The organism is Streptomyces sp. NPDC050546 (assembly GCF_044457425.1).
GTDB lineage: Bacteria > Actinomycetota > Actinomycetes > Streptomycetales > Streptomycetaceae > Streptomyces.
In genome coordinates this window covers 293,832-318,762 of sequence record NZ_JBITGX010000002.1, presented here as the reverse complement: position 1 = coordinate 318,762, position 24,931 = coordinate 293,832, and the positions used below count along the sequence as shown (strand labels likewise).

The 24,931-nt window shown below is 71.1% G+C and carries 19 protein-coding genes and 1 pseudogene; 10 read left to right on the top strand and 10 right to left on the bottom strand.

Annotated features, from left to right (window positions below; translation table 11 throughout):
* Nucleotides 1-15: 15 nt before the first annotated feature.
* On the bottom strand, nucleotides 16-1,119 hold the full coding sequence (locus ACIBK5_RS06190; RefSeq protein ID WP_399016735.1) for a WD40/YVTN/BNR-like repeat-containing protein: 1,104 nt from the start codon (nucleotides 1,117-1,119) through the stop codon (nucleotides 16-18).
* 246 nt (nucleotides 1,120-1,365) lie between these two features.
* Here ACIBK5_RS06190 and ACIBK5_RS06185 point away from each other — a divergent pair, with 246 nt between their 5' ends.
* Nucleotides 1,366-1,782 (top strand): SsgA family sporulation/cell division regulator, encoded by a 417-nt coding sequence (locus ACIBK5_RS06185; RefSeq protein WP_184588159.1) that lies wholly within the window; start codon nucleotides 1,366-1,368, stop codon nucleotides 1,780-1,782.
* A 4-nt stretch (nucleotides 1,783-1,786) separates the two neighbouring features.
* Here ACIBK5_RS06185 and ACIBK5_RS06180 read toward each other — a convergent pair.
* A pseudogene (locus ACIBK5_RS06180) lies at nucleotides 1,787-2,334 on the bottom strand (isocitrate lyase/phosphoenolpyruvate mutase family protein); the annotation flags it as partial.
* A 59-nt stretch (nucleotides 2,335-2,393) separates the two neighbouring features.
* Nucleotides 2,394-3,047 (bottom strand): GPP34 family phosphoprotein, encoded by a 654-nt coding sequence (locus ACIBK5_RS06175; protein WP_399016733.1) that lies wholly within the window; start codon nucleotides 3,045-3,047, stop codon nucleotides 2,394-2,396.
* A 293-nt stretch (nucleotides 3,048-3,340) separates the two neighbouring features.
* On the opposite strand from ACIBK5_RS06175, the gene ACIBK5_RS06170 reads away from it, so the two are divergent.
* The 4 genes from ACIBK5_RS06170 to ACIBK5_RS06155 all read left to right on the top strand — a co-directional run bounded on the left by ACIBK5_RS06170 (nucleotide 3,341) and on the right by ACIBK5_RS06155 (nucleotide 9,359).
* Nucleotides 3,341-4,966 carry an ABC-F family ATP-binding cassette domain-containing protein gene (locus tag ACIBK5_RS06170; RefSeq protein WP_399016731.1) on the top strand — a complete coding sequence of 542 codons (1,626 nt, stop codon included), beginning with the start codon at nucleotides 3,341-3,343 and terminating at the stop codon, nucleotides 4,964-4,966.
* A gap of 10 nt (nucleotides 4,967-4,976) precedes the next feature.
* The gene (locus tag ACIBK5_RS06165) at nucleotides 4,977-7,253 is read left to right on the top strand and encodes an ATP-binding cassette domain-containing protein (protein WP_399016729.1); all 2,277 of its coding nucleotides are present in this window, start codon (nucleotides 4,977-4,979) and stop codon (nucleotides 7,251-7,253) included.
* Between the two features lie 159 nt (nucleotides 7,254-7,412).
* Nucleotides 7,413-8,189 (top strand): dimethylargininase, encoded by a 777-nt coding sequence (gene ddaH, locus ACIBK5_RS06160; protein ID WP_399016727.1) that lies wholly within the window; start codon nucleotides 7,413-7,415, stop codon nucleotides 8,187-8,189.
* Nucleotides 8,190-8,378: 189 nt separating this feature from the next.
* A complete protein-coding gene (locus ACIBK5_RS06155) occupies nucleotides 8,379-9,359 on the top strand; it encodes an acyl-ACP desaturase (protein WP_382826248.1) in 981 nt (326 codons plus the stop codon).
* A gap of 79 nt (nucleotides 9,360-9,438) precedes the next feature.
* Here ACIBK5_RS06155 and ACIBK5_RS06150 read toward each other — a convergent pair whose 3' ends face one another.
* Complete coding sequence (locus tag ACIBK5_RS06150; RefSeq protein ID WP_399016725.1) at nucleotides 9,439-9,684, bottom strand: WhiB family transcriptional regulator; 246 nt, start codon at nucleotides 9,682-9,684, stop codon at nucleotides 9,439-9,441.
* A 222-nt stretch (nucleotides 9,685-9,906) separates the two neighbouring features.
* Here ACIBK5_RS06150 and ACIBK5_RS06145 point away from each other — a divergent pair, with 222 nt between their 5' ends.
* The gene (locus ACIBK5_RS06145; RefSeq protein ID WP_399016723.1) at nucleotides 9,907-10,692 is read left to right on the top strand and encodes a VOC family protein; all 786 of its coding nucleotides are present in this window, start codon (nucleotides 9,907-9,909) and stop codon (nucleotides 10,690-10,692) included.
* A gap of 180 nt (nucleotides 10,693-10,872) precedes the next feature.
* Here ACIBK5_RS06145 and ACIBK5_RS06140 read toward each other — a convergent pair whose 3' ends face one another.
* Together ACIBK5_RS06140 and ACIBK5_RS06135 are read right to left on the bottom strand one after the other, a co-directional pair.
* On the bottom strand, nucleotides 10,873-11,922 hold the full coding sequence (locus ACIBK5_RS06140; protein ID WP_399016721.1) for a LacI family DNA-binding transcriptional regulator: 1,050 nt from the start codon (nucleotides 11,920-11,922) through the stop codon (nucleotides 10,873-10,875).
* Between the two features lie 81 nt (nucleotides 11,923-12,003).
* Nucleotides 12,004-12,984, bottom strand: a complete 981-nt coding sequence (locus ACIBK5_RS06135) for a multicopper oxidase domain-containing protein (RefSeq protein WP_399016719.1) — start codon at nucleotides 12,982-12,984, stop codon at nucleotides 12,004-12,006.
* A 189-nt stretch (nucleotides 12,985-13,173) separates the two neighbouring features.
* Between ACIBK5_RS06135 and ACIBK5_RS06130 the strand changes: the two genes are divergently transcribed.
* Nucleotides 13,174-15,651, top strand: a complete 2,478-nt coding sequence (locus ACIBK5_RS06130) for a ThuA domain-containing protein (protein WP_399016717.1) — start codon at nucleotides 13,174-13,176, stop codon at nucleotides 15,649-15,651.
* The gene (locus tag ACIBK5_RS06125) at nucleotides 15,648-17,840 is read left to right on the top strand and encodes an OmpL47-type beta-barrel domain-containing protein (RefSeq protein ID WP_399016715.1); all 2,193 of its coding nucleotides are present in this window, start codon (nucleotides 15,648-15,650) and stop codon (nucleotides 17,838-17,840) included. The genes ACIBK5_RS06130 and ACIBK5_RS06125 overlap by 4 nt, the downstream gene beginning before the upstream one ends.
* Here ACIBK5_RS06125 and ligD read toward each other — a convergent pair.
* Both ligD and ACIBK5_RS06115 read right to left on the bottom strand, forming a co-directional pair.
* Complete coding sequence (gene ligD, locus ACIBK5_RS06120; protein ID WP_399016713.1) at nucleotides 17,827-18,858, bottom strand: non-homologous end-joining DNA ligase; 1,032 nt, start codon at nucleotides 18,856-18,858, stop codon at nucleotides 17,827-17,829. The two genes, ACIBK5_RS06125 and ligD, sit on opposite strands and share 14 nt — an antisense overlap.
* A gap of 52 nt (nucleotides 18,859-18,910) precedes the next feature.
* Nucleotides 18,911-20,671 carry a SpoIIE family protein phosphatase gene (locus ACIBK5_RS06115; RefSeq protein WP_399016711.1) on the bottom strand — a complete coding sequence of 587 codons (1,761 nt, stop codon included), beginning with the start codon at nucleotides 20,669-20,671 and terminating at the stop codon, nucleotides 18,911-18,913.
* A 144-nt stretch (nucleotides 20,672-20,815) separates the two neighbouring features.
* Here ACIBK5_RS06115 and ACIBK5_RS06110 point away from each other — a divergent pair, with 144 nt between their 5' ends.
* Nucleotides 20,816-21,880 (top strand): ATP-dependent DNA ligase, encoded by a 1,065-nt coding sequence (locus tag ACIBK5_RS06110; protein ID WP_399016710.1) that lies wholly within the window; start codon nucleotides 20,816-20,818, stop codon nucleotides 21,878-21,880.
* 7 nt (nucleotides 21,881-21,887) lie between these two features.
* Here the strand turns inward: ACIBK5_RS06110 and ACIBK5_RS06105 are convergent, their stop codons facing one another.
* Nucleotides 21,888-23,078, bottom strand: coding sequence for a zinc-dependent alcohol dehydrogenase (locus ACIBK5_RS06105; protein WP_399016708.1), 1,191 nt, complete (start codon nucleotides 23,076-23,078; stop codon nucleotides 21,888-21,890).
* A gap of 206 nt (nucleotides 23,079-23,284) precedes the next feature.
* Between ACIBK5_RS06105 and ACIBK5_RS06100 the strand changes: the two genes are divergently transcribed.
* Nucleotides 23,285-24,265 (top strand): DUF3048 domain-containing protein, encoded by a 981-nt coding sequence (locus ACIBK5_RS06100; protein ID WP_399016706.1) that lies wholly within the window; start codon nucleotides 23,285-23,287, stop codon nucleotides 24,263-24,265.
* 23 nt (nucleotides 24,266-24,288) lie between these two features.
* On the opposite strand, the gene ACIBK5_RS06095 is transcribed toward ACIBK5_RS06100, so the two are convergent.
* Complete coding sequence (locus ACIBK5_RS06095; protein WP_399016704.1) at nucleotides 24,289-24,753, bottom strand: MarR family winged helix-turn-helix transcriptional regulator; 465 nt, start codon at nucleotides 24,751-24,753, stop codon at nucleotides 24,289-24,291.
* Nucleotides 24,754-24,931: the final 178 nt, after the last annotated feature.

Here is a 24,931-nt window from a genome sequence, read left to right as displayed (position 1 = left end):
GGGCGGTCCGCATGCTCAGTGCTCCAGGCGGGCAACCCGGCCCTTCTCACCGGCGGCCCAGCACCCTCGGTCCGGGGTGCAGTCGACGGTGTCGTAGGAACCGGTGTCGACCGTCCGCCAGGTGCGGCCGCCGTCCGCGGTGAGGTCGGTGCCGGTGGGGCCCACGGCCAGGGCGGCGGTGCGGCTGTGCGGGAGCCAGGCGACGCCGGAGCGGTAGGCGGGCGGCGGTGCGGCGGCGGGGCGCCAGCTGCGGCCGCCGTCGGCAGTGCGCGCGGCGGCCCGCGGGGAGGGCTGGTCGGGGCGGAAGTCACCGCCGACCGCGAGGCCGTGGGTCCGATCGCGGAAGGCCAGCGCGAAGACACCGCGGGCCGGGTCGCCCGCCGGGAGGGCGGTGTCGGTGACCGTCCAGGTGTGCCCCCGGTCGGCGGAGTGCAGCACGCGCGCGTGTGCTGCGCCGCCGGTGGCGAGCCAGGCGTCCTTCGGCCCGGAGGTGACCAGGCACTGGCCGCTCGCCGCGAATCCGGCCTCGCCCTCCTGCGCGGCCGGCATGCCCGCGTTCGGCAGCACCTTCCAGGTCCGGCCGCCGTCGCCGGTCGAAAGGATGCGGAACTTCCCGTCCACCGGGTCGCTCATCGCGAGGCCGTGGCGACGGTCGAAGAAGGCGAGGCAGTCGTAGAAGGCCTTCGGGTCGGTGTTGCGGAAGGACTCCGTCCAGGTCGCCCCGCCGTCGTCGGTGCGGTACACCCGGGACGCCTCGCCCTCGCCGATGGCCAGGACCACGGCCCGGTGCGCGTCGAACGCCTCGACGTCCCGGAACTGCAACTCCGCCGCGCCCGGGGGCGAGACGTTCCGCCAGGTCGTCCCGCCGTCGGTGGTGCGCAGGACGGTGCCGCCGGTCCCGGCGGCCCAGGCGGTGTTCCGGCTGACGGCGGCCAGGCCGCGGAAGCGCACGTCAGGGGTGCCGGTGTCCTTCAGCTCCCAGTGCGGCGGCCGGTCTTCCGGCCCGGAGGCCTGCGCCGGTACGGCGGTCAGGGCGGCCAGTGCCGCCGCGCACGCCGCCGCTGCGGTCACCCTGCGCCGTGTTCGTCCCGTCCGTCGCGTGTTCCCCAAGCGCCTCATGGCCGGGGAAGCTAGCCCACCGTCCGGGCGCCGTCCAGACGGCCTCACGGGCGTCCGGGGTGTTCTGTCGGTCGCCACAAGTGCCCGCCGTGGCACATGAGGAGAGTCACGTCACTCTGGTGCATGAACGCGGTGACGGAGGTCACTCGCATTTCGTGTGCACGGATTGGCTGAATCCGGCGTCTCTTCCAATGCCCGGCCTCTTCCGGCCGGAAGTCCGTCCAGCCGTCACAAGGGAGCAAGGCGTTGTCCATCGTCATCGAGCAGCCCGTGGAGGCCCGTCTCGTCGCCGCCGCGCCGCGAATGCCGAGCATTCCCGCGACGCTCCACTACGACCGACGTGATCCGTTCGCCGTCCGCATGACCTTCCCCGCTCCGGCCACGCTGGAGGGCGTCGAGGTCTGCTGGACCTTCTCCCGTGAGCTGCTCGCCGCGGGTCTGAAGGAGGCCGAGGGACACGGCGACGTGCGGGTGCGGCCCTACGGGTACGACCGCACGGTGCTGGAGTTCCACGCCCCCGAGGGCACCGCCGTCGTGCATGTCCGCTCCAGTGAGGTGCGCCGGTTCCTGGAGGCCACGAGCGAGCTCGTGCCCGTCGGTCTCGAGCACCTCCAGCTGGATCTGGACCACGGTCTGGCGGAGCTGATGCGGGACGCGTGCTGAGCTGACGTCCCCGCGTCAGCAGGGCGTTGACCTCGCCGTAGTCCAGAGCGTCCGCGAGCGACCCGTATGTCCCCGTGTCCAGCAGCTCCCCGAGCGGCTCGGCGGACCAGGTCGTGGGCGGCCTGGGCGACGCCCGGGCCCACACTGACACGAGCCACTCCCAGGGCCGCGATCTCGGCGACCGGCGGTGCGCCCGGGCCTGCCATGACGTTCAGCGGCCCGTCGACGCCGTCCACGAGTTCCTTCACGATCCCCGGGTCGACGGCCCCGGGGACGAAGATCCCGTCGGCCCCGGCGGCGCGGTACGCGGCGGCCCGCTCCGGCGCCGGCGACGCGGGCGACGGCTTCGAGGGCCGCGTCGCGCTCCACCCGTTCGCCGTCCGGCGCCCCGAGCGCCCAGACGAGCCCGGCACTGGTCGTCGCCACGGCGGCGGCCCCGGCCTCCTCGACCAGCCGGGCGCTCACGGCGTCCCAGGCGTTGGGCAGGACCAGCGGGGTCCCGGGGACGTGCAGGACGCGGAAGGCCGAGGCCCGGTCGTTCTGTTTCGTCATGGGGACGACGCGAGCAGCGGGCCGGGGCCATCGCCGGCAGGAATCCGATCTGCACGCGGTCAGGGCAGAGCGGACGCCGTCAGCGTGGCGGCCACCGCCGTACGCACTTCGCGCACGATCTTCCGCAACCCGGGCGCCGTCGCCCCGGCACGCTCGGTCAGCTCCTCGACGCGCCGCTCGTTCGCGCGGACGTCCTTCTCGGGGAGCAGGTCCGCCGCCACGGCGAGGGCGAGCAGCGCCGCGTCACGCTCGGAGAGTTCGGCGACGAGCGGCGGCCCCTGGAGGAGCTGGAGCGTCTCCTCCCGCAGCGCGTCCGCGGCGGCGGCGCGTTCCAACGCGTACTCGACGGACGGGAACACACCGAGGACCCGCTTCTTCTCCGCCCGCAGATACCCCCCGGCCACGAGCTGCTCCCGCACGGCGTCGAGGGTCACCCGGGCCCGCAGCGTCACCCAGGTGCGCCAGGAGTGCGGGCACGACTCGTGGACCAGCTCCAGCAGCCCGTCGAGGACCGCGTCACCGGCGCGCGCGTCGAGGTCGACCGGTGTGGCGATGCCGTCCTCGTCGGTGAGCAGGCCGCGCTGGGCCAGTTCGGTGAGGGCACCGGCCCGCACCAGGCCGGCCAGGTGGCCGGCGTCTGTGGCCGGCGGCAGCGCGGAGTCCCAGGCCAGCAGGCAGAGCCGGGCCGGCAGCGAGAGCGGGCCGTCGGTCACTGGGCCTCCTCGGGGCGCTCGGGCCGCTCGTTAATTCGTTGACAGGCCTGACGCCCCCTCGTACGTTGGGAAGCGTCCTGTTGCCGCCGATTGGAGAAGGACGTTGCTCGTCTGAGGTCCTGAGACACCGCGTCACACACATCAGGTGTGTGCGCTGCGTGCGACCTCGGCGACTGAGCCGTCCTTTGGTGCAGGGCTTTTCTCATGCCCGTGGACTCCCTCCTCCCTGGTCGCAGGTGTCTCGATACGCGTTTGCCCCTGACCGCATCAAGCAACCGCGAAAGAGGCCCCGCATGCCTACTTCCATCACTGCCGCCTCCCTCTCCTTCACCTGGCCCGACGGTTCCTCCGTCTTCGAGGGCCTCGACGTCGCGTTCGGCCCGGGCCGCACCGGCCTGGTCGGCGTCAACGGGTCGGGAAAGTCGACCCTGTTGAAGCTGATCGCCGGTGAGCTCGCACCGGCCGACGGCACCGTCCGCGTCGCCGGTGAGGTCGGGTACCTCCCGCAGAACGTCACGCTCGACACCACCCTGCGCGTCGACCAGGCGCTCGGCATCGCCGCACAGCGGGCCGCGCTGCACGCCATCGAGGCGGGTGACGTGGCCGAGGCGCACTTCGAGACCGTCGGCGACGACTGGGACGTCGAGGAGCGCGCCCTGGCCACCCTGGGCGAACTCGGGCTCGGGCACGTCGAGTTGGACCGCACCATCGGCGAGGTCTCGGGCGGCGAGTCGGTCCTGCTGCGACTGGCCGCGCTGCTGCTGCGCCGGCCCGACGTGCTGCTGCTGGACGAGCCGACCAACAACCTCGACCTGTACGCGCGCAGGCGGCTGTACACGGCCGTCCAGTCCTGGCCGGGCGTGATGGTCGTCGTCAGCCACGACCGTGAACTCCTGGACCTCGTAGACCAGATCGCGGATCTGCGCACCGGCGAGATCACCTGGTACGGGGGCAACTTCTCCGACTACGAGGAGGCCCTGTCGGTCGAACAGGAGGCGGCCGAGCGCATGGTGCGCGTCGCCGAGTCCGACTTCCGCAAACAGAAGCGCGAACTGGCCGACGCCCAGGTCAAGCTGGCCCGCCGCAAGCGGTACGGACAGAAGATGTTCGAACAGAAGCGCGAGCCGAAAATCGTCATGGGGGCGCGCAAGCGCGCGGCGCAGGAGTCAGCGGGCAAGCACCGCATCATGCACGAGGAGAGGCTCGCCGAGGCCAGGGAGCGGCTCGACGAGGCGGTGGAGGCCGTGAGGGACGACGACGAGATCCGTGTCGACCTGCCCTACACGGCCGTCCCGCCGGGGCGTACCGTCCTCACCCTCCAGGATCTCGGGCTCCGCTACGGCGCCCGTGTGGAGGGCGGCTTCGAGCTGCGCGGCCCCGAGCGGGTCGCGCTGATCGGGCGCAACGGCTCGGGCAAGACCACGCTGCTGCGCACGATCACCGGCGAGCTGGATCCGGAGTCGGGCGACGTGCGGACGCATGTGCCGCTGCGGTTCCTGCCGCAGCGGCTCGACGTTCTCGACGGGGAGCTGACCGTCGCCGAGAACGTGGCCCGGTTCGCGCCGGACGCCACCAACAACCGGATCCGGGCACGGCTGGCCCGCTTCCTGTTCCGGGGCGCCCGGGCCGACCAGAAGGCGGCGACGCTGTCTGGCGGCGAACGCTTCCGGGCCGCGCTGGCCGCGCTGATGCTGGCGGAGCCCGCGCCGCAGCTGCTCATGCTCGACGAGCCGACCAACAACCTCGACATGGCGAGCGTGCGGCAGCTGACGACGGCCCTGGAGTCCTACGAGGGAGCACTGATCGTGGCCAGTCACGACCTGCCGTTCCTGGAGTCGATCGGCATCACACGCTGGCTGCGGCTGGAGGACGGAGAACTGAGGGAAATCACGCCAGAGGCTGTCGGGTATTCCGCCTAGCTTCGGTGGCATGACCGACTTCACGCACGATGTCATCACCCTGACCGGAGCACGCGAGAACAACCTCAAGGACGTCACCCTCCGCATCCCGAAAGGCCGGCTGACCGTGTTCACCGGCGTTTCGGGGTCGGGGAAGTCGTCCGTCGTCTTCGACACGATCGCGGTGGAGTCGCAGCGTCAGCTGAACGAGACGTATCCCTGGTTCGTCCGCAACCGCCTGCCCAAGTACGAGCGGCCGCACGCGGACGGTCTGGGGGGCCTCTCCCCCGCGATCGTCGTCGACCAGCGGCCGGTCGGCGGCCACTCCCGGTCGACCGTAGGCACCATGACGGACGTCTACTCGGTGATCCGGGTGTTGTTCTCCCGGCACGGCACCCCGAGCGCCGGGCCGGCCACGGCCTACTCGTTCAACGACCCGTCGGGCATGTGCCCCGACTGCGACGGCCTCGGCCGTACGGTCCGGCCCGACTGGGACCGCATCGTGGACCCGGACCGCTCCCTCGCCGACGGGGCGGTCCGCTTCCCGCCGTTCGCCGCCGGGACCTGGCAGGGGCAGGCGTACACGAACAGCGCCGACCTCGACCCCGACAAGCCGGTGGGCCGGTTCACGGCGGCCGAGCGGGAGTTCCTGATGCGCGGGCGGCCCGGCAGCAAGGTCACCGTCAACGGCACCGGCGGCACCTGGACCACCGAGTACGAGGGGCTGGCCGACCGCTTCGAGCGGCTGTATCTGAAGCGGGATCTGTCGGCGATGAGCCAGAAGACCCGCGACCTGGTCCGGGAGTTCCTGGTGGAGGGCGCCTGCCCGGCCTGCCGGGGAGCCCGTCTCAACGCGGCGGCGCTCGCGACCCGGATCGACGGCCGGTCCATCGCCGACTGCGCACGGATGCAGGTCACCGACCTCATCGTCGTGCTGAAGGAGATCGACGACCCGGTGGCCGGGGTGGTCGCGGGGGCGGCGGTGGCGGCGCTGGAGCGGATCGAGACCATCGGGCTCGGCTACCTCAGCCTCGACCGGGAGACGTCCACGCTCAGCGGCGGGGAGGGGCAGCGGCTGAAGACGGTGCGGCACCTCGGCTCCAGCCTGACCGGGATGACGTACATCTTCGACGAGCCGAGCGTCGGCCTGCACCCGCGCGATGTGGGCCGCCTCGGCGATCTGCTGCTGCGGCTGCGCGACAAGGGCAACACCGTGCTGGTCGTCGAGCACGACCCGGACGTGATCGCGCTGGCCGACCATGTGGTGGACATGGGGCCGGGGGCGGGCACCGGGGGCGGCCATGTGGTGTTCGAGGGCACCCCGGAGGAGCTGGCCGCGTCCGGCACGCTCACCGGCCGCTGCCTGCGCACCCGTACGGCGGTCAAGGAAGAGGTGCGCGGGCCCGTCGGCGACCTGTGGGTCAAGGGAGCCGACCGGCACAATCTGCGGGACGTCACCGTGCGGTTCCCGGCGGGTGTGCTCACGGCGGTGACCGGGGTCGCCGGGTCGGGAAAGAGCACCCTGGTCGCGGAGTTCACCGCCGCCCACGACGAGGCCGTGGTCGTCGACCAGTCGTCGATCGGGATCTCGGGCCGGTCCACTCCGGCGACCTATCTGGGGATCATGGACACGGTACGGAAGATCTTCGCCCGGGAGACGGGGGCGGAGGCGGGCTTCTTCAGCTTCAACTCGAGCGGCGCCTGCGGCACCTGCGAGGGCCGGGGGATCATCTACACCGACCTCGCCTTCATGGACCCGGTGACGACGACCTGCCACGACTGCGAGGGGCGGCGCTTCAGGGACGAGGTGCTGCGGCTCACCGTGCGGGGCGCCTCCATCGCCGACGTCCTGGAGATGACGGCCGAGCAGGCACTCGGCTTCTTCGACGACACCGGCGTACGGCGCCGGCTGCGCGCCCTGCGGGACGTCGGACTGACGTATCTGACGCTCGGCCGGCCCCTCTCCACCCTCTCCGGCGGTGAGCGGCAGCGCATCAAGCTGGCCACGCGGCTGCACCGGACGGGCGCGGTCTACGTCCTCGACGAACCGACGACCGGCCTGCACATGGCGGACGTGGAGGGGCTCGTCGCCCTGCTGGACCGGCTGGTCGACACGGGCAACACGGTCGTCGTCGAGCACAACCTGGACGTGGTCGCCCGCGCCGACTGGGTGATCGACCTCGGCCCGGACGGCGGACGGGACGGCGGCGAGATCATCTTCGAGGGCACGCCGCGGCAGCTCCTGGCGGCGCGGGGTTCGTCCACCGGGGAGCACCTGCGGCGGGCGGCGCGGGCCCCGGCGGGCTGAGCGCGACCCCCGGCGGTGCGACGGCCCCTCGCGCCCAGGGGTGTCGTCCCGCGGGATCGCCCTGCATCATGGTCGGCTGACGCCCGATGCGTTCCGGCCGATCCCGGAGGTCCTGTCGGTGCGGTCCAGACACGTCCCATCCGATACGGAGTCACGCTCGTGCCCAGCAAGAAGGCCCTCGTCCGCCGCCCCAGCCCGCGCCTCGCCGAGGGGCTGGTGACGCACATCGAACGGGAGAGGGTCGACGCCGACCTCGCGGTCGAGCAGTGGGAGGCGTACGTGACGGCCCTGCGCGCGCACGGCTGGGACACCATCGAGGTGGATCCGGCCGACGACTGCCCGGACTCGGCGTTCGTCGAGGACACGGTCGTGATGTACCGGAACGTCGCGCTGATCGCCCGCCCGGGCGCCGAGTCCCGGCGCGCGGAGACCGCCGGGGTGGAGGAGGCCGTGGCCGGTCTGGGCTGCTCGGTGAACTGGATCTGGGAGCCGGGCACCCTGGAGGGCGGCGACGTCCTGAAGATCGGCGACACGGTGTACGTGGGCCGGGGCGGGCGCACCAACGCCGCCGGCGTGCAGCAGCTGCGCGCCGCGTTCGAGCCGTTGGGCGCGCGGGTCGTCTCCGTACCGGTGAGCAAGGTGCTGCACCTGAAGTCGGCGGTGACGGCGCTGCCGGACGGCACGGTCGTCGGGCACATCCCGAAGATGGACACGCCGTCGCTGTTCGCGCGCTTCCTGCCGGTGCCCGAGGAGGCCGGCGCGCACGTGGTCCTGCTCGGCGGTGACAAACTGCTGATGGCGGCGAGCGCGCCGAAGACCGCGGAGCTGTTCGCGGACCTCGGGTACGAACCGGTCGTCGTGGACATCAGCGAGTTCGAGAAGCTCGAGGGATGTGTGACGTGCCTCTCGGTGCGGCTCCGGGAGCTGTACGCCTGACCGGGCCGCCGCGTCCCCCTTTCGGCCCTCGACCTGCGGGTCCCGGGGACGGCGCCGAGCGGGCGGGCGACCCGCTGATCAGCGGCCTTTACAGCACCCTTAACCTACGGCATCGTAACCTACGGAAACGTAGCCTACGATTCCGTAAGTTACCGCTCACCGCTCGTACGCATGTCCCCTGGAGAGTCCATGACGATCGCCACTCCCCACCTCGGCAGCCCCGCCGGCGCCTGGACCGACGCTCAGCTGCTGTACGCACTGGAGGAAGTGGTCGAGAAGGAGCTCAACCGGCATCTGCAGGTCGCCAAGGACTGGATGCCGCACGAGTACGTGCCGTGGAGCGACGGGCGCAACTTCCCCGGACTCTTCGAGGACGGCGAGGCCTGGGAGAAGGAGCAGTCCCAGGTCACCGAGATCGGCCGCATCGCGCTCATCGTCAATCTGCTGACCGAGGACAACCTCCCCAGCTACCACCACGAGATCGCCTCGCTCTTCGGCCGTGACGGCGCCTGGGGCACCTGGGTGCACCGCTGGACGGCGGAGGAGGGCCGGCACGGCATCGTGATGCGGGACTACCTGCTCACCTCGCGCGCCGTGGACCCGGACAAGCTGGAGCAGTTCCGGATGTCCCACATGAGCGAGGGCTTCGAGTCGGACAACCGCCACTCGATGCTGCACTCGGTCGCCTATGTCGCCTTCCAGGAGCTGGCCACCCGCATCTCGCACCGCAACACCGGCCATCAGTCCGGTGACCCCGTCTGCGACCGGATGCTGGCCCGCATCGCGACCGACGAGAACCTGCACATGGTCTTCTACCGCAACCTGCTCAAGTCGGCGTTCCAGCTCGCGCCCGACCTGACGATGCAGGCGGTGCGGGACGTCGTCGTGAACTTCCGGATGCCCGGTCACGGCATCCCCGGCTTCGAGCGGGCCGCCGCGCAGATGGCGATCGGCGAGGTCTACAACATGCGCATCCACCACGACGACGTGCTCCAGCCCGTGCTGCGCTTCCTGAAGATCATGGAGATCGACGGCCTGGGCCCCGAGGGCCGCAAGGCGCAGGAGGAACTCGGCCTGTTCATGGGCGGCCTGGACTCCGAGGCGTCGAAGTTCGACGAGAAGCTGGCCGCGCGCAAGGCCCGCATGGCGGCCCGGGCGGCCGGCGCCTGACCTCCAGACCGGCGACACGCCGCGCCCCCTGGCAGGACGTCCTGCCAGGGGGCTCTTGCGTGCGACACGTCCTGGCCTGCTAGCTCGACCTGCGCCGCAGCTCCAGCCGTTCCTTCTCCGACATGCCGCCCCAGACCCCAAAACGCTCGTCGTTGTCCAGCGCGTACTCGAGGCACTCCGTACGGATCGGGCACAGGCCGCAGATCCGCTTCGCCTCCCGCACCGAACTGCCCGGTTCGGGGAAGAAGAAGTCCGCCCCGGTCTGCGCACACAACGCTTCCTGCTGCCAGGCGAGTTCGGGCGAGGTGATGGTGTCGATGTGCATGGCCAGAAGCGTCGCGGGCGGCGAAAAACGTTCGATCAACGCGGGATCAACACCGCGTTCATGGCACCGGCCACTCCGATCATCACCCCTTCGACCAGCCGGCGCACGGCGGCGCGCGGAAACGTCGCGCACCACGCCCCGGCGGGCCCTCCGGCGGCGCTTGTCAGTGGGCGGTGCCAGACTCGGCAGAGAGACGACGGGACCCTGTGAAGGAGGGCGGCCATGCTCACCACCCGTTATGTCACCGGCGCTCCGAACTGGATCGATCTCGGCACACCCGACATCGACGGCGCCGCCGCCTTCTACGGGGACCTGTTCGGCTGGAGCTTCCAGCCGGGCGCCCCCGACGTCGGGGGGTACGGCCTCTTCCAGCTCGGCGGCAGAACCGCCGCCGGCGGAATGCAGACCACGCCGGAGCAGGGCCCGCCCTCCTGGTCGGTGTACTTCCAGGCTCCGGACGCGGACGCCACGGCGCAGGCGGCCGGGCAGGCGCGCGGCTCGGTGCTGATGCAGCCGATGGACGTGCGGGACCTGGGCCGCATGGCGGTCCTGGCCGACCAGGCGGGGGTGCTGTTCGGGCTGTGGCAGCCGGGGCGCAACAAGGGCCTGGACGTCGTCCAGGAGCACGGCTCGCTGTGCTGGGTGGAGCTGTACACGGCGGACGTCCCCGCCGCGGCCGCCTTCTACCACTCCGTGCTCGGCCTGGAGACCGTCGGCGTCGAGTTCCCCGGCGGCGCCTACACCACCTTCGTCCCCGCAGGAGAGCCCGAGGACGCCATGTTCGGCGGTGTCGTGGCGCTGGCCGACGACCCGGTCGAGGAGGAGGCGTACTGGCTGCCGTACTTCGAGGTCGACGACCCGGACGCCATCGCCGACAGGGCCCAGGGACTGGGCGGCGCGATCCGTGTGCCCGCCACGGACCTGCCGGGCGCCGGCCGCCTCGCCAAGCTCGCCGACCCGTACGGGGCACGCTTCGCGGTGATCCGCAGCGAACCGCAGGCGGCCTGAGGCCGACTCCTGGCGCAATGCCCGCGTGTGCTGGGGCCGACAATGCCCGCGTGCGCTGAGGCCGACCGGCCTGGACCGCATCGCCTCCCAGCGTGGTGAGAGTCCCCTCAACCCACCCCGCCTCCGGGCGCGGCCGCCGCACACGGACGGGGCGGCCTCCCCCCGAACCGCGCCGACCGGCTAGGCGGACGCCCGCCGGACCAGCGTCGTCGGCAGAACCACGCTGGAGGGCGTGTCTCCGACGCCCTCGTCCGGGGCCGCGTGCGAGGTGCCGCGGTCGAGGTCGCGCAGCAGCAGGCGGGCCATCAGGCGGCCCATCTCCTCGATGTCCTGACGGACCGTCGTGAGGGGCGGGTCGGTCTGTTCCGCGACGGGCAGCATGTCGTCGAAGCCGATCACGGCGACGTCGTCGGGGACGCGCCGCCCGGACTCGCGCAGGACGCGCAGGGCACCGGAGGCCGTGAGGTCGTTGGCGGCGAACACCGCGTCCAGGTCCGGGCAGCGGTCGAGGAGTTCGCGCATCGCGCGCTCGCCGCCGGCCGGGGTGAAGTCGGCCTCGGCGATCAGCGCCGGGTCGGCGTCCGCCATGACGTCCCGGTAGCCGTCGAGCCGGTCCGCCGCGGAGGTCTGGTCGAGTGCGCCGGTGATGTGCGCGATCCGGGTGCGGCCGAGGCCGGCCAGGTGGCGGACGGCGTCGCGGGCCCCGCCCCGGTTGTCGCTGTCGACGTACAGAACAGCGCGCCGGTCGCCGCTCCAGCCCGGCCGCCCGCCGAAGACGGTGGGGACACCGGCCCGCTGGATCAGCTCCGGCAGCGGGTCGTCGAGGTGCAGGGAGAAGACGAGGGCCCCGTCGACATGCCCGCCGGCGAGGTACCGGCCGACCCGGGCGTGATCGTCCTGGCCCTCCGTGAGCAGCAGGACGAGCTGGTTGTCGTGGGCCGTGAGCTCCTTGCTGATGCCGCGCAGCTGGAGCGCGAAGAACGGGTCGGCGAAGACCCGGGTCTCCGGTTCGGCGACGACGACCGCGATCGCGTCGTGCCGCCGGGTCACCAGGGAGCGGGCGGCCTGGTTGGGCACATACCCGAGTTCGTCCACGGCCTTGCGGACCCGCTCCACGAGAACGTCCCGCACCCCGTCCCCGCCGTTGACCACACGCGAGACGGTGGCCCGCGAGACACCGGCCCGGGCGGCCACGGCCTCCAGAGTGGGACGCGGCGCGGTGTCGGTCACTTCGGGGCTCCTCATCTGCGGCTGCGGATCAGGATAGCCCCGGGGACGCGCCCTGGTGAGAGCGCTCTCGCCCCGCGTTCCTCAGTGCTCGTGCGCCTGCTGCTCCCCTCCGTGCCGCCCGTGCTCGTGCGGCTCGTACCCGGGGATCGTCCCGTCCGGCTTCTTCACGAGGAACAGCCCCACCATCCCCATGTCGGAGTGGCTCTGCACATGGCAGTGGTACATCCAGGCGCCGGCGCCGACCCCCTCCCCCGCGATCACCTGGAAGCCGAAGGAGTCGGCCGGGCCCGTGATCTTGTTGTCGATGACCTGGCTGGGGTCGTCGGGGCCGGTCAGCATGCCGGTGCGGTTGTCCGCCCAGCGGTGACCGTGCATATGGAACGTGTGGTAGAACTCGCCGTGCGTGATCACGACGAACTCGACGCGGTCCCCCACCGTGGCCTCGAAGTTCGGCCCGGAGTGCGGCGGTTTGTTGTTGATGCGCATGTCGTTGAAGACGACCGTGTGCGTCCGGTCGGGCAGGACGTCTCCCTTGCGGCGGACGATGACGGGGCCGAACAGGCCTTTCTGCAGTCCCACCGTGCCGTGTTCGGTGCCGACGACATGGTCGTGGTAGTGCCAGTAGCCCGCGCTGCCCGCCCGCCAGGTGCCGTCCTTGCGGCGGCCGGGGGCGTGGGTGCGCCAGGTGTAGGTGCGGGTGCCGCCCGGTTCGACATGACTGCGGTTCATCTTCGTGCCGTCGCTGGTGATCTCGTAGTCCAGGCCGTGGACGTGCAGACTCACCGCCACGTCCATGGCGTTCTCGAACTCGACGTGCAGGGTGTCGCCCTCGTTGAGCTCGATCAGCGGGCCGGGGACGGTCGCCTTGCCCTTCTCCAGTCCGTAGCCCATCTGGCCGTCGGCGAGCTTCTCGGCGTACAGCTTGATGCGCTTCACCTCGCCTCCGGCGGGCGCCGTCTTCGCCGGTCCGTCTGCGCTGATGGCCTCCGGTGCCACGGACAACGATGTCGCGACGGCAGCGGTGCCCAGCAGGACCCGCCGGTTGAAGCTGCGTCTGTCCATGCGGAACTCCCCACCCTGGTAAGGCTTTTACGGAGGCGTACCTGTGATGAACCTGTGCGACGGTACCGGCCACGCCCCCGTTTATCCACACTCAAGACAAAGTTGGAGCCATCCCGGTCATAGGTATTGGCGAAAGATGCAAAGGGGTTTAGCTTCCTTGGCGGTGTTGCTGTGACCGAGGAGGTGCCCATGCACTTACGAGGGTTGAGCAAGGGAAGACGTGTCTGGGCGGCCTCCGTGGCCGCCGGAGTCGTGACCGCCGGGCTGTTGTCGGGGCCGGCCGCGAACGCGCGGCCGTATCCGGAACCCCCGCTGACAACGATGTCGATCAAGTCGCCGCCGGGCGGCGCGAATGTACGGGTGCTGATCTTCCACGGTTCCGCGGCGGCCGGGGAGGAGTCCCCGGTCGTGAACGCCGGCATCGAGGCGATCGAGAAGATCGGGCTCTCGGGCCCGGCGAACCGCCGTTTCAAGGTCCAAGCCACCGGCGACGCCTCGGTGTTCACCGACGAGACGAGACTCGGCCGCTTCAACGCGATCGTGTTCCTGACCGGCGGGGGCGATGTCCTCGACGCGGAGCAGGAGGCGGGCCTGGAGGCGTACATGGAGGCCGGCGGCGGGTTCGTCGGGCTCCATGACGCGGCGCGCGCGGAGCCGTACTCGGACTGGTTCACCGGACTGGTGGGAGCCCGCCCGGCCGCGTCGAGCCCCTCGGCCGCGCAGCGTGCGACCGTCGAGGTCGGCGACCGCAGGCACCCGGCCACCAAGGACCTGCCGGTGCAGTGGAAGCATCCGGACAAGTGGCTGAACTGGGTGAAGAACCCGTCGGGTGATGTCCATACGGTGGCCCGGGTACGGGAGTCGAGCTATCAGCCGGGCACGGGCGCCAACGGCTGGGACCACCCGGTCAGCTGGTGCCGCGACTACGACGGCGGCCGCTCCTTCTACACCGGCATGGGGGGCACGGTGTCGTCGTACGACGAGACCGACTTCCGTGCCCATCTGCGCGGCGCGCTGCTGTGGACGACCAGGCTGGAGCAGGCCGACTGCAAGGCGACCATCAACGCCAACTACCAGGCGGAGCGGCTGACCAAGCCCAACCAGCCGGGGCAGAACGACCAGATCGGCGAACCGCACGGGCTGGTCACCGCGCCCGACGGCCGGGTGTTCTACATCGGCCGGGGCGGTGCCGACTCCTCGCAGCCCGTGGTCACCGACTGGAACAACCCCGACATCGGCAAGGGCAAGGGCGAGATCCACGTCTACGACCCGAAGACCAAGCAGGTCACGCTGGCGGGTGCGCTCACCGTCTTCGGCAACAAGGGCGGCGGCGACGAGCTGATCAAGGTCGAGGAGGGGCTGCTCGGCATCGAGCTGGACCCGGGGTTCGCGACCAACGGCTGGGTGTATCTGCACTACACGCCCCACTCGGGGATCAACCGCGACACACGGATGGCCGAGCGTCGCGTCTCCCGCTTCACGCTCGACCAGGCCACGAACAAGCTGGACCTGGCCAGTGAGAAGGTGCTGCTGAAGTGGCCGGTGCAGATCCACAGTTGCTGTCACTCGGGCGGCGGGATGGCCTGGGACTCCAAGGGCAATCTCTACATCGCCACCGGTGACAACAACTCCAGCGGGTTCAGCTCCGGTTACTCGGGCAACAACCCGCAGCCGAACTACAAGGGCGTCTCCTTCGCGGACGCGCGCCGCACGGCGGGCAACACCAACAACCTCAACGGCAAGATCCTGCGCATCCACCCGGAGCCGGACGGGACGATCACGCTCCCCGAGGGCAATCTCTTCACCGGGAAGGAGACCGACGAGGGCGGCGGCAAGACCCGGGGCGAGATCTATGTGATGGGGGTCAGGAACCCCGCGCGTATCTTCGTCGACAAGTCGACCGACGTGCTCTACGCGGGCTGGGTCGGTCCGGACGCGGGCTCGCCCTCGACGACCTGGGGTCCGGCCAAGTACGACACGTTCGCGGCCATCACCAGGGCGAGCAACCGCGGCTGGCCGTACTGCATGGGCAACAAGCAGCCCTACCGGGACCGCAATCTGCCGGACCCGTCCAAGCCGCTGGGCTGGTACGACTGCGACCGCCCCAAGAACGAGTCGCCGAACAACGACGGTCTGGTCAATCTGCCGCCGGTCACCGGCAACAACATCTGGTACTCGCCGCAGGGCGGTGCGCCGGACTACCCGCGGGACGCAAGCGGCGTCCCCTCGTACAAGCCGGAGGAGGCGACGTACCGGCTGCCCTGGCTGAAGGGCGGCGGCCAGGCCGCGATGAACGGCCCGGTCTACCGGTACGACACCGGCAGCACGAGCGCGGCCAAGTGGCCCGCCTACTGGGACGGCAAGTGGTTCGTCGGTGACTTCTACGACGCCGACCAGCCGCGCAACGCGGTGCTCATGGACCCGAAGACACAGGGCGACGGCGGTCTGCCGGTGCACTCGGAGTCGCTGAAGAAGATCGTGCCGATCGGCAACGACGGCATCAAGAACCTCATGGACTGGAAGTTCGGTCCGGACGGTGCGCTGTACGTCCTCGACTACGGGCGCGGCTTCTTCACCTCGGACTCCAGGTCGGCCCTGTGGCGGGTCTCCTACAAGGGCGGCGGGCCGACCCCGGCCGCCGGTCAGCTGGCGAGGGGGACCGAGTGACCCGGCAACGAAGAATCTGGGCCGCCCTGCTGGCCGCCCTGCTCGTGGTGCTCGGGGTGCAGGCGATGCCGGCGTCCGGGCAGCCTAAGGCGAAGGCCGCCGAACAGGTCCTCACCTGGACGGCCGGCAACGACATCGACAAGTACCTCTCGGCGCCGAAGACGGCGGTCGCAGGCACGGCCACGATCGTGTTCGAGAACAGTGTGGCCACCGGCAACACCACCGGGATGCCGCACACGCTGACGTTCGTGACGAGCGATCCCGAGTTCAACGACGACGTGCAGCTCAACATCATGGCCAACCCGAACGACGCCCAGGGCGGCAAGTACACCGCCCAGGTCACGCTCACACCCGGCCGGTACTTCTACCACTGCACGATCCCCGGCCACGGCCAGATGCAGGGCATTCTCACCGTGACCGAGGGCACCGGCGAGGACACCACGGCGCCCGAGGCGTCGGCGCATGTGAGCGGGACGCAGAACACCCAGGGCGAGTACGTCGGTTCGGCGAGTGTGGCGCTGCACGCGACCGACGAGGGCGGCTCGGGCGTCGAGAGGATCGAGTACGCGATCGGTGACACGGGTGCCTGGCAGCCGTACACCGCGCCGGTCGTCGTCGACCAGGTCGGCGCCCACAAGGTCCGCTACCGCGCCTTCGACAAGGCGGGCAACGTCTCCGCCGAGAAGAGCGCGGCGTTCACGGTCGTGGCGCCGCAGTCGGACGACACGACCGCGCCGGAGACCTCGGCGACGGTGAGCGGTGAGCGCGACCCCGACGGGGCGTACATCGACATGGCCACGGTCACCGTCTCCGCCTCGGACACGGGCTCGGGGGTCAACACGATCGAGTACGCGGTCGGCTCCGGCGCCTGGCAGCCGTACACCGCACCGGTGATGGTGCACCAGGTCGGCACCCACACCGTCCGCTACCGCGCCACCGACAAGGCGGGCAACGTCGCGGCCGAGAAGAGCGTGCAGTTCAAGGTCGTCGCGGCACCGCCGCAGGACACCACGCCGCCGGTGACGGGCGTGACCGTGGACGGTACGAAGAACTCCGCCGGGGCGTACGTCAACAGCGCGCGGGTGACCGTCACGGCGACCGACGCGCACGGCTCGGGCGTCGAGAAGATCGAGTACTCGCTCGACGGCGGGCCGTATCTCCTCTACTCGGCCCCTGTGGTGGTCGACCGGGCGGGCGGGCACACGGTCGCGTACCGGGCGACGGACAAGGCAGGCAATACCGCGGCGGCCCGCACCGTGGCCTTCACGGTCGTCTCCGGCCAGGTTCCGGCGCCCGACTGCCCGGAGTACGACGAGCGGTTGACGGTGATCGTCGGCTCGGTCGACTCGGGAGTGCGCAACCGGGTGACCGACAACCGGTGCCGGATCGGCGAGCTGATCGAGGACGAGAAGGAGTGGACGTCCCACGCGCTGTTCCTCAAGCACGTGACGTCCGTCCTCGACGCGCTGCTCAAGGAGGGCGTGCTCGACCAGCGCGAGTACAACGCCGTCCGGAAGGCCGCCCGCCAGTCCGGCATCGGCAAGCCGGGGCAGACCGAGGGCTATCGTTCGCTCTTCGACGGCAGCGCGGAGTCGCTGGCCAAGTGGCGCCAGGTGGGCGGCGGTTCGTTCGGGCTGAACGCCGACGGGACGATCACCTCCAGCACCACCACGCCCGGCATGGGCATGCTGTGGTTCCCGGAGCGCAAGTACGGCGACTTCTCGCTGAAGCTCCAGTGGCGTGACGACGCGCCGGGCACGGGCAACGCCAACTCCGGTGTGTTCGTGCGCTTCCCCTGGGTCCACGACCACCCGGAGGAGTCACGCCCGGAGTGGGTCGCCATCAAGTACGGGCACGAGGTGCAGGTGCTCGACCGGCCCGACGGAGACATGTACAAGACCGGGTCGGTCTACGGCTTCGACCGCGTGGGGCTGGCCGGTGCCGGCGTGACCCAGAAGGGCACCTGGAACGACTACGAGATCCGCGTGGTCGACCAGCACTACTCCGTGTACCGCAACGGTGTGCTGATCAACGAGTTCGACAACACCGGAGGCCAGGCGTTCACCCCGCCTCGCTCGGACGACCCGGGCACGGACGGGCGGCGGTTCGCCTCCGGCTACCTCGGGCTCCAGGTGCACGGCACGACGGATGTGGTGTCCTACCGAGACATCCGCATCAAGGAGTTGTAGGCCCCTCGGGCGCCTTCCTGGCCCTGCTCGGCTGTACCCGCCTCGGTTCTCCCGGCATCTTCGGATACTCGGGCGGGTACGGCAGGTCCCCCAGCCCGTGGTCGTGCTCGTCGCGGCGGGCGAGGTCGAGCAGGGACTCCAGGGAGTAGCGGTGGTCGTCCATGTCCGCGTGCACGTCGCCGAGTTCGGCGAAGCGCGCGGGCATGGTCGCCAGGTCGAAGTCCTGGGGGTGCGCGACCCCCACCTCGTCCCAGCTCAGTGGCGCGGAGACGGGAGCGTGCGGGCGGGGCCGTACCGAGTAGGCGGAGGCGATCGTGCGGTCGCGTGCCGTCTGGTTGTAGTCCACGAAGATGCGCCTGCCCCGCTCCTCCTTCCACCACTTGATGGTCACCTGGTCCGGCATGCGCCGCTCCAGCTCCCGGCCGACGGCGATGGCGGCGCGCCGCACCTGGGTGAAGGTCCAGCGCGGTTCGATGGGCACGAAGACATGCAGACCCCGGCCGCCCGAGGTCTTGGGGAAGCCGCGCAGCCCGCCGAACTCGTCGAGCACCGCCCGGAGTTCGTGCGCGGCGCGGGCGGCGTCGTCGTAGTCGGTGCCGGGCTGCGGGTCGAGGTCGATACGGAGCTCGTCCGGGCTGTCGACGTCGTCGCGGCGGACCGGCCAGGGGTGGAAGGTGAGGGTGCCGAACTGGGCGGCCCACACCACCGCTCCGACCTCGGTCGGGCACATCTCGTCGGCGCTGCGCCCGCTGGGGAAGGTGATGTGCGCGGTCGGGATCCAGTCGGGCATGTTCTTGGGCGCCCGCTTCTGGAAGAAGTTCTCGCCGTTCATGCCCTCGGGGTAGCGCTCCAGCGTGGTGGGCCGGTCGCGCAGGGCGCGCAGGATGCCGGGGCCGACGGCGATGTAGTAGCGGGCGAGGTCCAGCTTGGTGAAGCCGCGCTCCGGGAAGAACATCTTGTCCGGGCTGGACAGCCTTACGGTCCGGCCGCCCGCCTCCAGTTCCACCGCGTCACCCATGCGAGCCACGGTAGGCCGAGGGCGCGGGCCTCGCACGCGGAGCGCTGCCGCGTCAGACGGGGCGCAGACGGGTGGCGAGCAGGGTGACGTCGTCCTCGGTGGTGCCGTGCACTAGGCGTGCGAGGAGCGCGTCGACGACGCTCTCCAGGGAGCCGTCGAGGTCGAGGCGCAGATGCGTCAGGCGGCGCAGTGAGGCGTCGATGTCCCTGCGGCGGTCCTCGATCAGGCCGTCGGTGTACATGAGCAGCACCGTTCCGGGGCGCAGGGGCAGGGTCAGGGCCTCGTATCCGCCGAGGTCGGTGCCCAAGGGCGGGCCGGTCGAGACGTGCACGAGTTCGGCGGGGGCGTCGGGGTGCAGCAGGACGGGTGGTGGATGTCCCGCGCCGGCGAAGGTGCAGGTGCCCTCGTGGGGGTCGACGAGGGCGAGCAGACAGGTGGCCACCCGGTCCAGGCCGATGCTCGCCAGCCGGTGGTCGGCCTCCTGGAGGATCCGTTCGACGGGGGCGCCGGTGGCGGCGATGCTGCGCAGCAGGGAGCGGTACTGGCTCATGGCGACGGCGGCGGTGAAGCCGTGGCCCATGACGTCGCCCATCACCTGGAGGGTGCGGCCGCAGGGCAGGGCCATCGAGTCGAACCAGTCCCCGCCGACGAGGGCGCGCTGCCCGGCGGGGAGGTAGCGGGAGGCCGTCTCGATGTCGGGGTGCGGGCCGCCCGGCTCGGACAGCAGGGCACGTTGCAGTTCCAGCGCCATCGAGTGTTCGAGGCTGTACTGGCGGGCGTTGTCGATGGCGACGGCGGTCCGCGCGGCCAGTTCCTGGGCCACCACCACGTCCTCGTCGGTGAAGGGCGCGGAATCCCCGGCCCGGCACAGGTACACGAATCCGACCGGGTGCTCCCGCGTCGGCAGGGGAAGTGCGACCACCGAGTGGATCCCGACTTCGCGGAACACCTCGACGTTGAGCGGCGTGCGCAGCATCTTCAGCAGTACGTCGTCCGAGGCGAGGTTCCCGACCCACGGCCGGCCCGTGTCCAGGCAGCTCCGGGTCGGCGAGTCGCGGGGGACGTCGAAGTAGTATCCGGCCTTCGCGGTCAGCCCGACGCGGCCGACGACGTCCGCTCCGCCGGCCGAGGCGATGACCCTCAGACGGAGAACGCCCGGGGCCGGAGGCGGCAGGTCGGCGACCTCCTCCGTGTCCAGGACCCACACCGAGGCCCGGTCGGCCAGGCTCGGCACGACGAATTCGGCCAGCTCGGCACAGGTCTTCTCGACGTGGAGGGTCGTACCCACCCGGGTGGCGGCGGTGTCCAGCAGGGCAAGGCGCTGGTGGGCCCGCTCCAGGTCGTCCATGTACTGGCGCAGACCGCTGACCTCCACCGCGACCCCGCACAGGCCGAGCACCCGGCCATGGTCCTCCAGCCGGTGGTAGACAGCGCTCCACTGGCGGTGCCGGAACGGCGAACTCACGCGTGTCGTGCCGGTGACGGTCAGCGCCCGGGGCCGGCCGTCGCCGAGGATCATGCGCAGGACGTCCTCCGAGCGGTGAATGCCCGGCAGGACCTCGGCCATGGTTCTGCCGTGGAACTCGTCCGGCGGTACGCCGCTCATCCGGGCCATGGCGTCGTTGACGAACCGGAAGCGCAGCCGTTCGTCCAGGATGGCCACCGCGGCCGGCGTACCGTCCAGGACGTTGCGGAGGATCTTGTACTCGTGCGCCCGCTCGACGGCCTCGGCCGGCGCGTCGGACAGCAGCGCCAGCAGCGCGTCGTCAGCACCGGAGAAGAGCGAGTTCAGCGGAAGCTGGTCGTAGCCCACACGGATCCTCCTGATCAGAGCACGCCACGTTCCAGTGTGTCGCCGTCGGCAGAGCGCCGCATCCCGGGCGATCTCGCCCTGACCTGCGGCTTTCGGCCGGTCACTCAACAGGCGGACCTCCGGTGCCGCTCGTAGAGTCAAGGCATGGATCTCCCGGTGATGCCCCCCGTGCTGCCGATGCTCGCCAAGTCCGTGGCGGCGATTCCGGCCGGTATGCAGTACGAGGCGAAGTGGGACGGGTTCCGGGCGATCGTGTTCCGCGACGGGGACGAGGTCGAGCTCGGCAGTCGTACGGGCAAGCCGCTGACCAGGTACTTTCCCGAGCTGGTGACGGCTGTGCGGGAGCGGTTGCCCGAGCGGTGCGTGGTGGACGGGGAGATCGTGATCGCGCGGGAGGGGCATCTGGACTTCGACGCGCTGACGGAGCGGATCCACCCGGCCGACTCTCGGGTGCGGACGCTGGCGGAGCGGACGCCGGCCTCGCTCGTGGCCTTCGATCTGCTGGCGCTGGGGGACGAGTCGCTGATGGACGTCCCGATGACCGACCGGCGGGAGCTGCTGGCCGGGGAGCTGGCGCGGGTGACGGCACCGGTGCACCTGGCGCCCGCGACCACCGACATCGAGGTGGCGCGGCAGTGGTTCGAGCAGTACGAGGGGGCGGGTCTGGACGGTGTCATCGCCAAACCGCTGACGGTGCGCTACCGGCCGGACGAGCGCGCCATGTTCAAGATCAAGCACGAACGGACGGCGGACGTGGTCGTCGCCGGGTACCGCCTGCACAAGAGCGGCCCTGTCGTGGGCTCGCTGCTGCTCGGCCTGTACGACGACCGGGGCACCCTCCAGCACGTGGGCGTCTCCGCGGCCTTCCCGATGAAGCGGCGTGCCGAGCTGGTGGAGGAGCTGGAACCGCTGCGGCTGGACGACGCGACGGGCCATCCGTGGGCGGCGTGGGCCGAGGAGGCGGCGCACGAGAAGGCCCGGCTGCCCGGGGCGCCGAGCCGCTGGTCGGGCCGGAAGGACCTGTCGTGGGTGCCGCTCAGGCCCGAGCGGGTGGCCGAGGTGGCGTACGACCACATGGAGAACGGGCAGCGTTTCCGGCACACCGCCCGCTTCCGCCGCTGGCGCCCGGACCGGACCCCCGAGAGCTGCACCTACGCGCAGCTCCAGGAGCCGGTCCGCTACGACCTGGCGGAGATCCTCGGGGTCTGAGCGGGGCTCAGGGCTGCATCAGCACCTTGACCGCGCCGTCCTGCTTGCGCTGGAACATCTCGTACGCGTGCGGGGCCTCCGACAGCGGCACCCGGTGGGTGGCGAAGTCCTCGACGCCGAGCGGGTCCTCGTCGGTCAGGTACGGGATGATGTCGTCGCTCCAGCGGCGGACGTTGGCCTGGCCCATCCGGATCTGGACCTGCTTGTCGAACAGGGTGAGCAGCGGCAGCGGGTCCGCCTGGCCGCCGTAGACACCGGACAGCGAGATGGTGCCGCCGCGGCGCACCAGGTCGATGGCGGTGTTCAGCGCGGCGAGCCGGTCGACGCTGAAGCGTTCGGCGAGCGGACCGCTCAGTTTGCTGGGCAGGATCGACGAGGCGTACTGCACCATGCGCGCGGCCGCGCTGCCGTGGGCCTCGGTGCCGACCGCGTCGATCACGGCGTCGGGCCCGCGCCCGTCGGTCTCGTCGCGGATCGCGGCGACGAGCTCCTTCTCGTCGTCGAAGGACCTGAGGTCGTACGTCTCCACGCCCCGCGCCTTCGCACGCCGCAGCCGCTCCGGGACCAGGTCCACGCCGAACACCCGCCCGGCGCCCCGGAGCCGGGCGACGCGGCAGGCCATGTCGCCGATGGGTCCGAGGCCGAGCACGGCGACGCTGCCGCCCTGCGGGACGTCGGCGTAGGCGACCGCCTGCCAGGCGGTGGGCAGGACGTCGGAGAGGTAGACGAACCGGTCGTCGGGCGGGCCTTCCGGGACCTTGATCGGGCCGAACTGCGCCTGCGGGACCCGCAGGTACTCGGCCTGTGCGCCCGGCACGGCGCCGTACAGGCGGGTGTAGCCGAACAGGGCGGCACCCATGCCCTCGCCGCTGACCTGGGTGGTCTCGCACTGGGTGGGCAGGCCGGTGAGGCACATCCAGCAGTTGCCGCAGGCGATCTGGAACGGCACCACGACCCGGTCCCCGGCCTGGAGGTCCGGTACACCGGCGCCGACCTCCTCGACGATGCCCATGGGTTCATGGCCGAGGATGTCCCCCGGTGTCATGAACGGCGTGAGCACCTCGTACAGATGCAGGTCGGACCCGCACAACCCGGTGGAGGTGATGCGGATGACCGCGTCCGTCGGTTCCTGGATCGTCGGATCGGGCACGTTCTCCACGCGCACGTCACGCTTGCCCTGCCAGGTCACTGCCCTCATCGCCTCGCGCTCCCTTCGTCGGCGTGCGCGTCGGTCGTTTCGGCGGGTCCCCGAGTACCCGGGTGCCCCGCACTGAACCTTGAGCCGATCGGCGGACGCGACAGGGACACCGTCCGGCCAGAAACGATCGAGTGTGGCCATCGATGCTCAGATAAGCGCACAATCAGGATAAATAGCTGACACGAGGCGCGGTGGCGACGGTGGGCATGGGACGAGAGGCGCGCGGACGGCGGGCGGCGACGACAGCGGCGCTGCTGGCCGCGACGGTGACGGCGGCCCTTGCGGCGGGCTGCACGACCGGGAGCGGCCCGCCGGACGACGGTCGGGGATCGGCCAGTGCGTCGGAGCGCGACGCCTCACCCACGGCGACCGACGGCTCCGTGCTCGCCGTGAAGATCGACAACGCCGGTACGGCCCGGCCGCCCACGGGTGTCGATGCCGCGGACGTGGTGTACGTGGAGCAGGTCGAGGGCGGGCTGAGCCGCCTGATGGCGGTGTACGCGACGAAGCTGCCGCAGGCGGTAGGCCCGGTGCGCAGTGCCCGTGAGTCGGATCTGGAGTTGCTGCGCCAGTTCGACCGGCCCACACTCGCCTTCTCCGGCGCCCAGACGAAGCTTCTGCCGCTGATCGACAAGGCGCCGCTGCGGGCGGCGACGCCGGGCAGCGCCTCCGACGCCTTCTTCCGCGACCCCGACAGGTCGGCCCCGCACAACCTCTATGTGCGGCCCGAGCGGATCATGCCGGAAGCCCCGGGCCGGGCCGCCCTGACCACCGGCTTCCGCTACGGCTCCGCCCCCGCGGGCGGCACCGGGACGACCTCGCAGACGGTGCGCTATCCGGCGGCCCGTTTCACGTTCACCTGGTCGGACTCCCGGGACCGCTGGCTGGTCGGCATGGACGGCACTCCGGCCACGACGGCGGACGGCAAGCGGCTGGCGGCCGCGACGGTCGTCGTGCAGTACGTGAAGGTGCGCGAGTCCGCCTTCCGGGACTTCCTCGGCAACAACACGCCGTACACCGAGACGGTGGGCTCGGGGAAGGCGAAGGTGCTGCGCGACGGGCGGGCCCATGACGTGAACTGGGAGCGCGAGGACGCCACGGACGGCACGGCGTTCACCACCCGCGACGGCACACCAGTGAACTTCGCGAAGGGCCAGGTGTGGGTGGTGTACGCCGAGGCGCCCTGACCGGCCCGCACGGGCCGCGCCGGTCAGCGGGGCGCCACCAGGGACTCCCCCGGATTGCGCAGGCCTTCGGCCGCGTCCGACACCCGCCGGATGAGGTCGAAGAACACCGTCTGCTCCTCGGCGGTCAGCGGCGCGAGGAAGATCTGGTTCATCCGGGCGGTGCGCACGGTCAGCTTGCGGTGGGTACGCACCCCCTCTTCGGTGAGGCGCAGCAGGAAACGGCGGCCGTCCTGCGGGTCACGGACCTTGTCGAGCAGTCCGCGCCGGATGAGCCGGCTGATCACCTCGGCGATGGTGGACCGGTCGAGTCCCACCCGCTCCCCCACCGTGCGCTGGTCCAGCCCGGGTTCGGCGACGAGTGTGTTGAGGACCGCGTACTGGGGCGAGGTGATCTCCTCGGAGACCATCGTGTTCCACAGCAGGTAGTGCGCCTGCTGGAGCCGCCGGGCCAGGTGCCCGGGGTGGGTGGTGAGGTCGGCCGCCGCCATGTGCACCCCTCGATCGTTTTCGTTGGTGCACTGAACAATACCGGTCCGCTCCCGGGCTGTCTGCTGGCTGCACAAGGGATCAGAGGCACATACACCAAGCTCTTGACGCCCTGCTGCGGCGATGGCAGCGTGAGAGGAGCTTCACGGAAATACTCAGTGCGCTGACTAATCAAGGTCG

What these genes read in the sequence shown, in the direction of transcription:
- ACIBK5_RS06190 (WP_399016735.1), bottom strand. Translation starts at nt 1,119, where the DNA reads ATGAGGCGCTTGGGGAACACGCGACGGACGGGACGAACACGGCGCAGG.
- ACIBK5_RS06170 (WP_399016731.1), top strand. Translation starts at nt 3,341, where the DNA reads ATGCCTACTTCCATCACTGCCGCCTCCCTCTCCTTCACCTGGCCCGAC.
- ACIBK5_RS06165 (WP_399016729.1), top strand. Translation starts at nt 4,977, where the DNA reads ATGACCGACTTCACGCACGATGTCATCACCCTGACCGGAGCACGCGAG.
- ACIBK5_RS06155 (WP_382826248.1), top strand. Translation starts at nt 8,379, where the DNA reads ATGACGATCGCCACTCCCCACCTCGGCAGCCCCGCCGGCGCCTGGACC.
- ACIBK5_RS06150 (WP_399016725.1), bottom strand. Translation starts at nt 9,684, where the DNA reads ATGCACATCGACACCATCACCTCGCCCGAACTCGCCTGGCAGCAGGAA.
- ACIBK5_RS06145 (WP_399016723.1), top strand. Translation starts at nt 9,907, where the DNA reads ATGCTCACCACCCGTTATGTCACCGGCGCTCCGAACTGGATCGATCTC.
- ACIBK5_RS06135 (WP_399016719.1), bottom strand. Translation starts at nt 12,984, where the DNA reads ATGGACAGACGCAGCTTCAACCGGCGGGTCCTGCTGGGCACCGCTGCC.
- ACIBK5_RS06130 (WP_399016717.1), top strand. Translation starts at nt 13,174, where the DNA reads ATGCACTTACGAGGGTTGAGCAAGGGAAGACGTGTCTGGGCGGCCTCC.
- ligD (WP_399016713.1), bottom strand. Translation starts at nt 18,858, where the DNA reads ATGGGTGACGCGGTGGAACTGGAGGCGGGCGGCCGGACCGTAAGGCTG.
- ACIBK5_RS06110 (WP_399016710.1), top strand. Translation starts at nt 20,816, where the DNA reads ATGGATCTCCCGGTGATGCCCCCCGTGCTGCCGATGCTCGCCAAGTCC.
- ACIBK5_RS06105 (WP_399016708.1), bottom strand. Translation starts at nt 23,078, where the DNA reads ATGAGGGCAGTGACCTGGCAGGGCAAGCGTGACGTGCGCGTGGAGAAC.
- ACIBK5_RS06100 (WP_399016706.1), top strand. Translation starts at nt 23,285, where the DNA reads ATGGGACGAGAGGCGCGCGGACGGCGGGCGGCGACGACAGCGGCGCTG.
- ACIBK5_RS06095 (WP_399016704.1), bottom strand. Translation starts at nt 24,753, where the DNA reads ATGGCGGCGGCCGACCTCACCACCCACCCCGGGCACCTGGCCCGGCGG.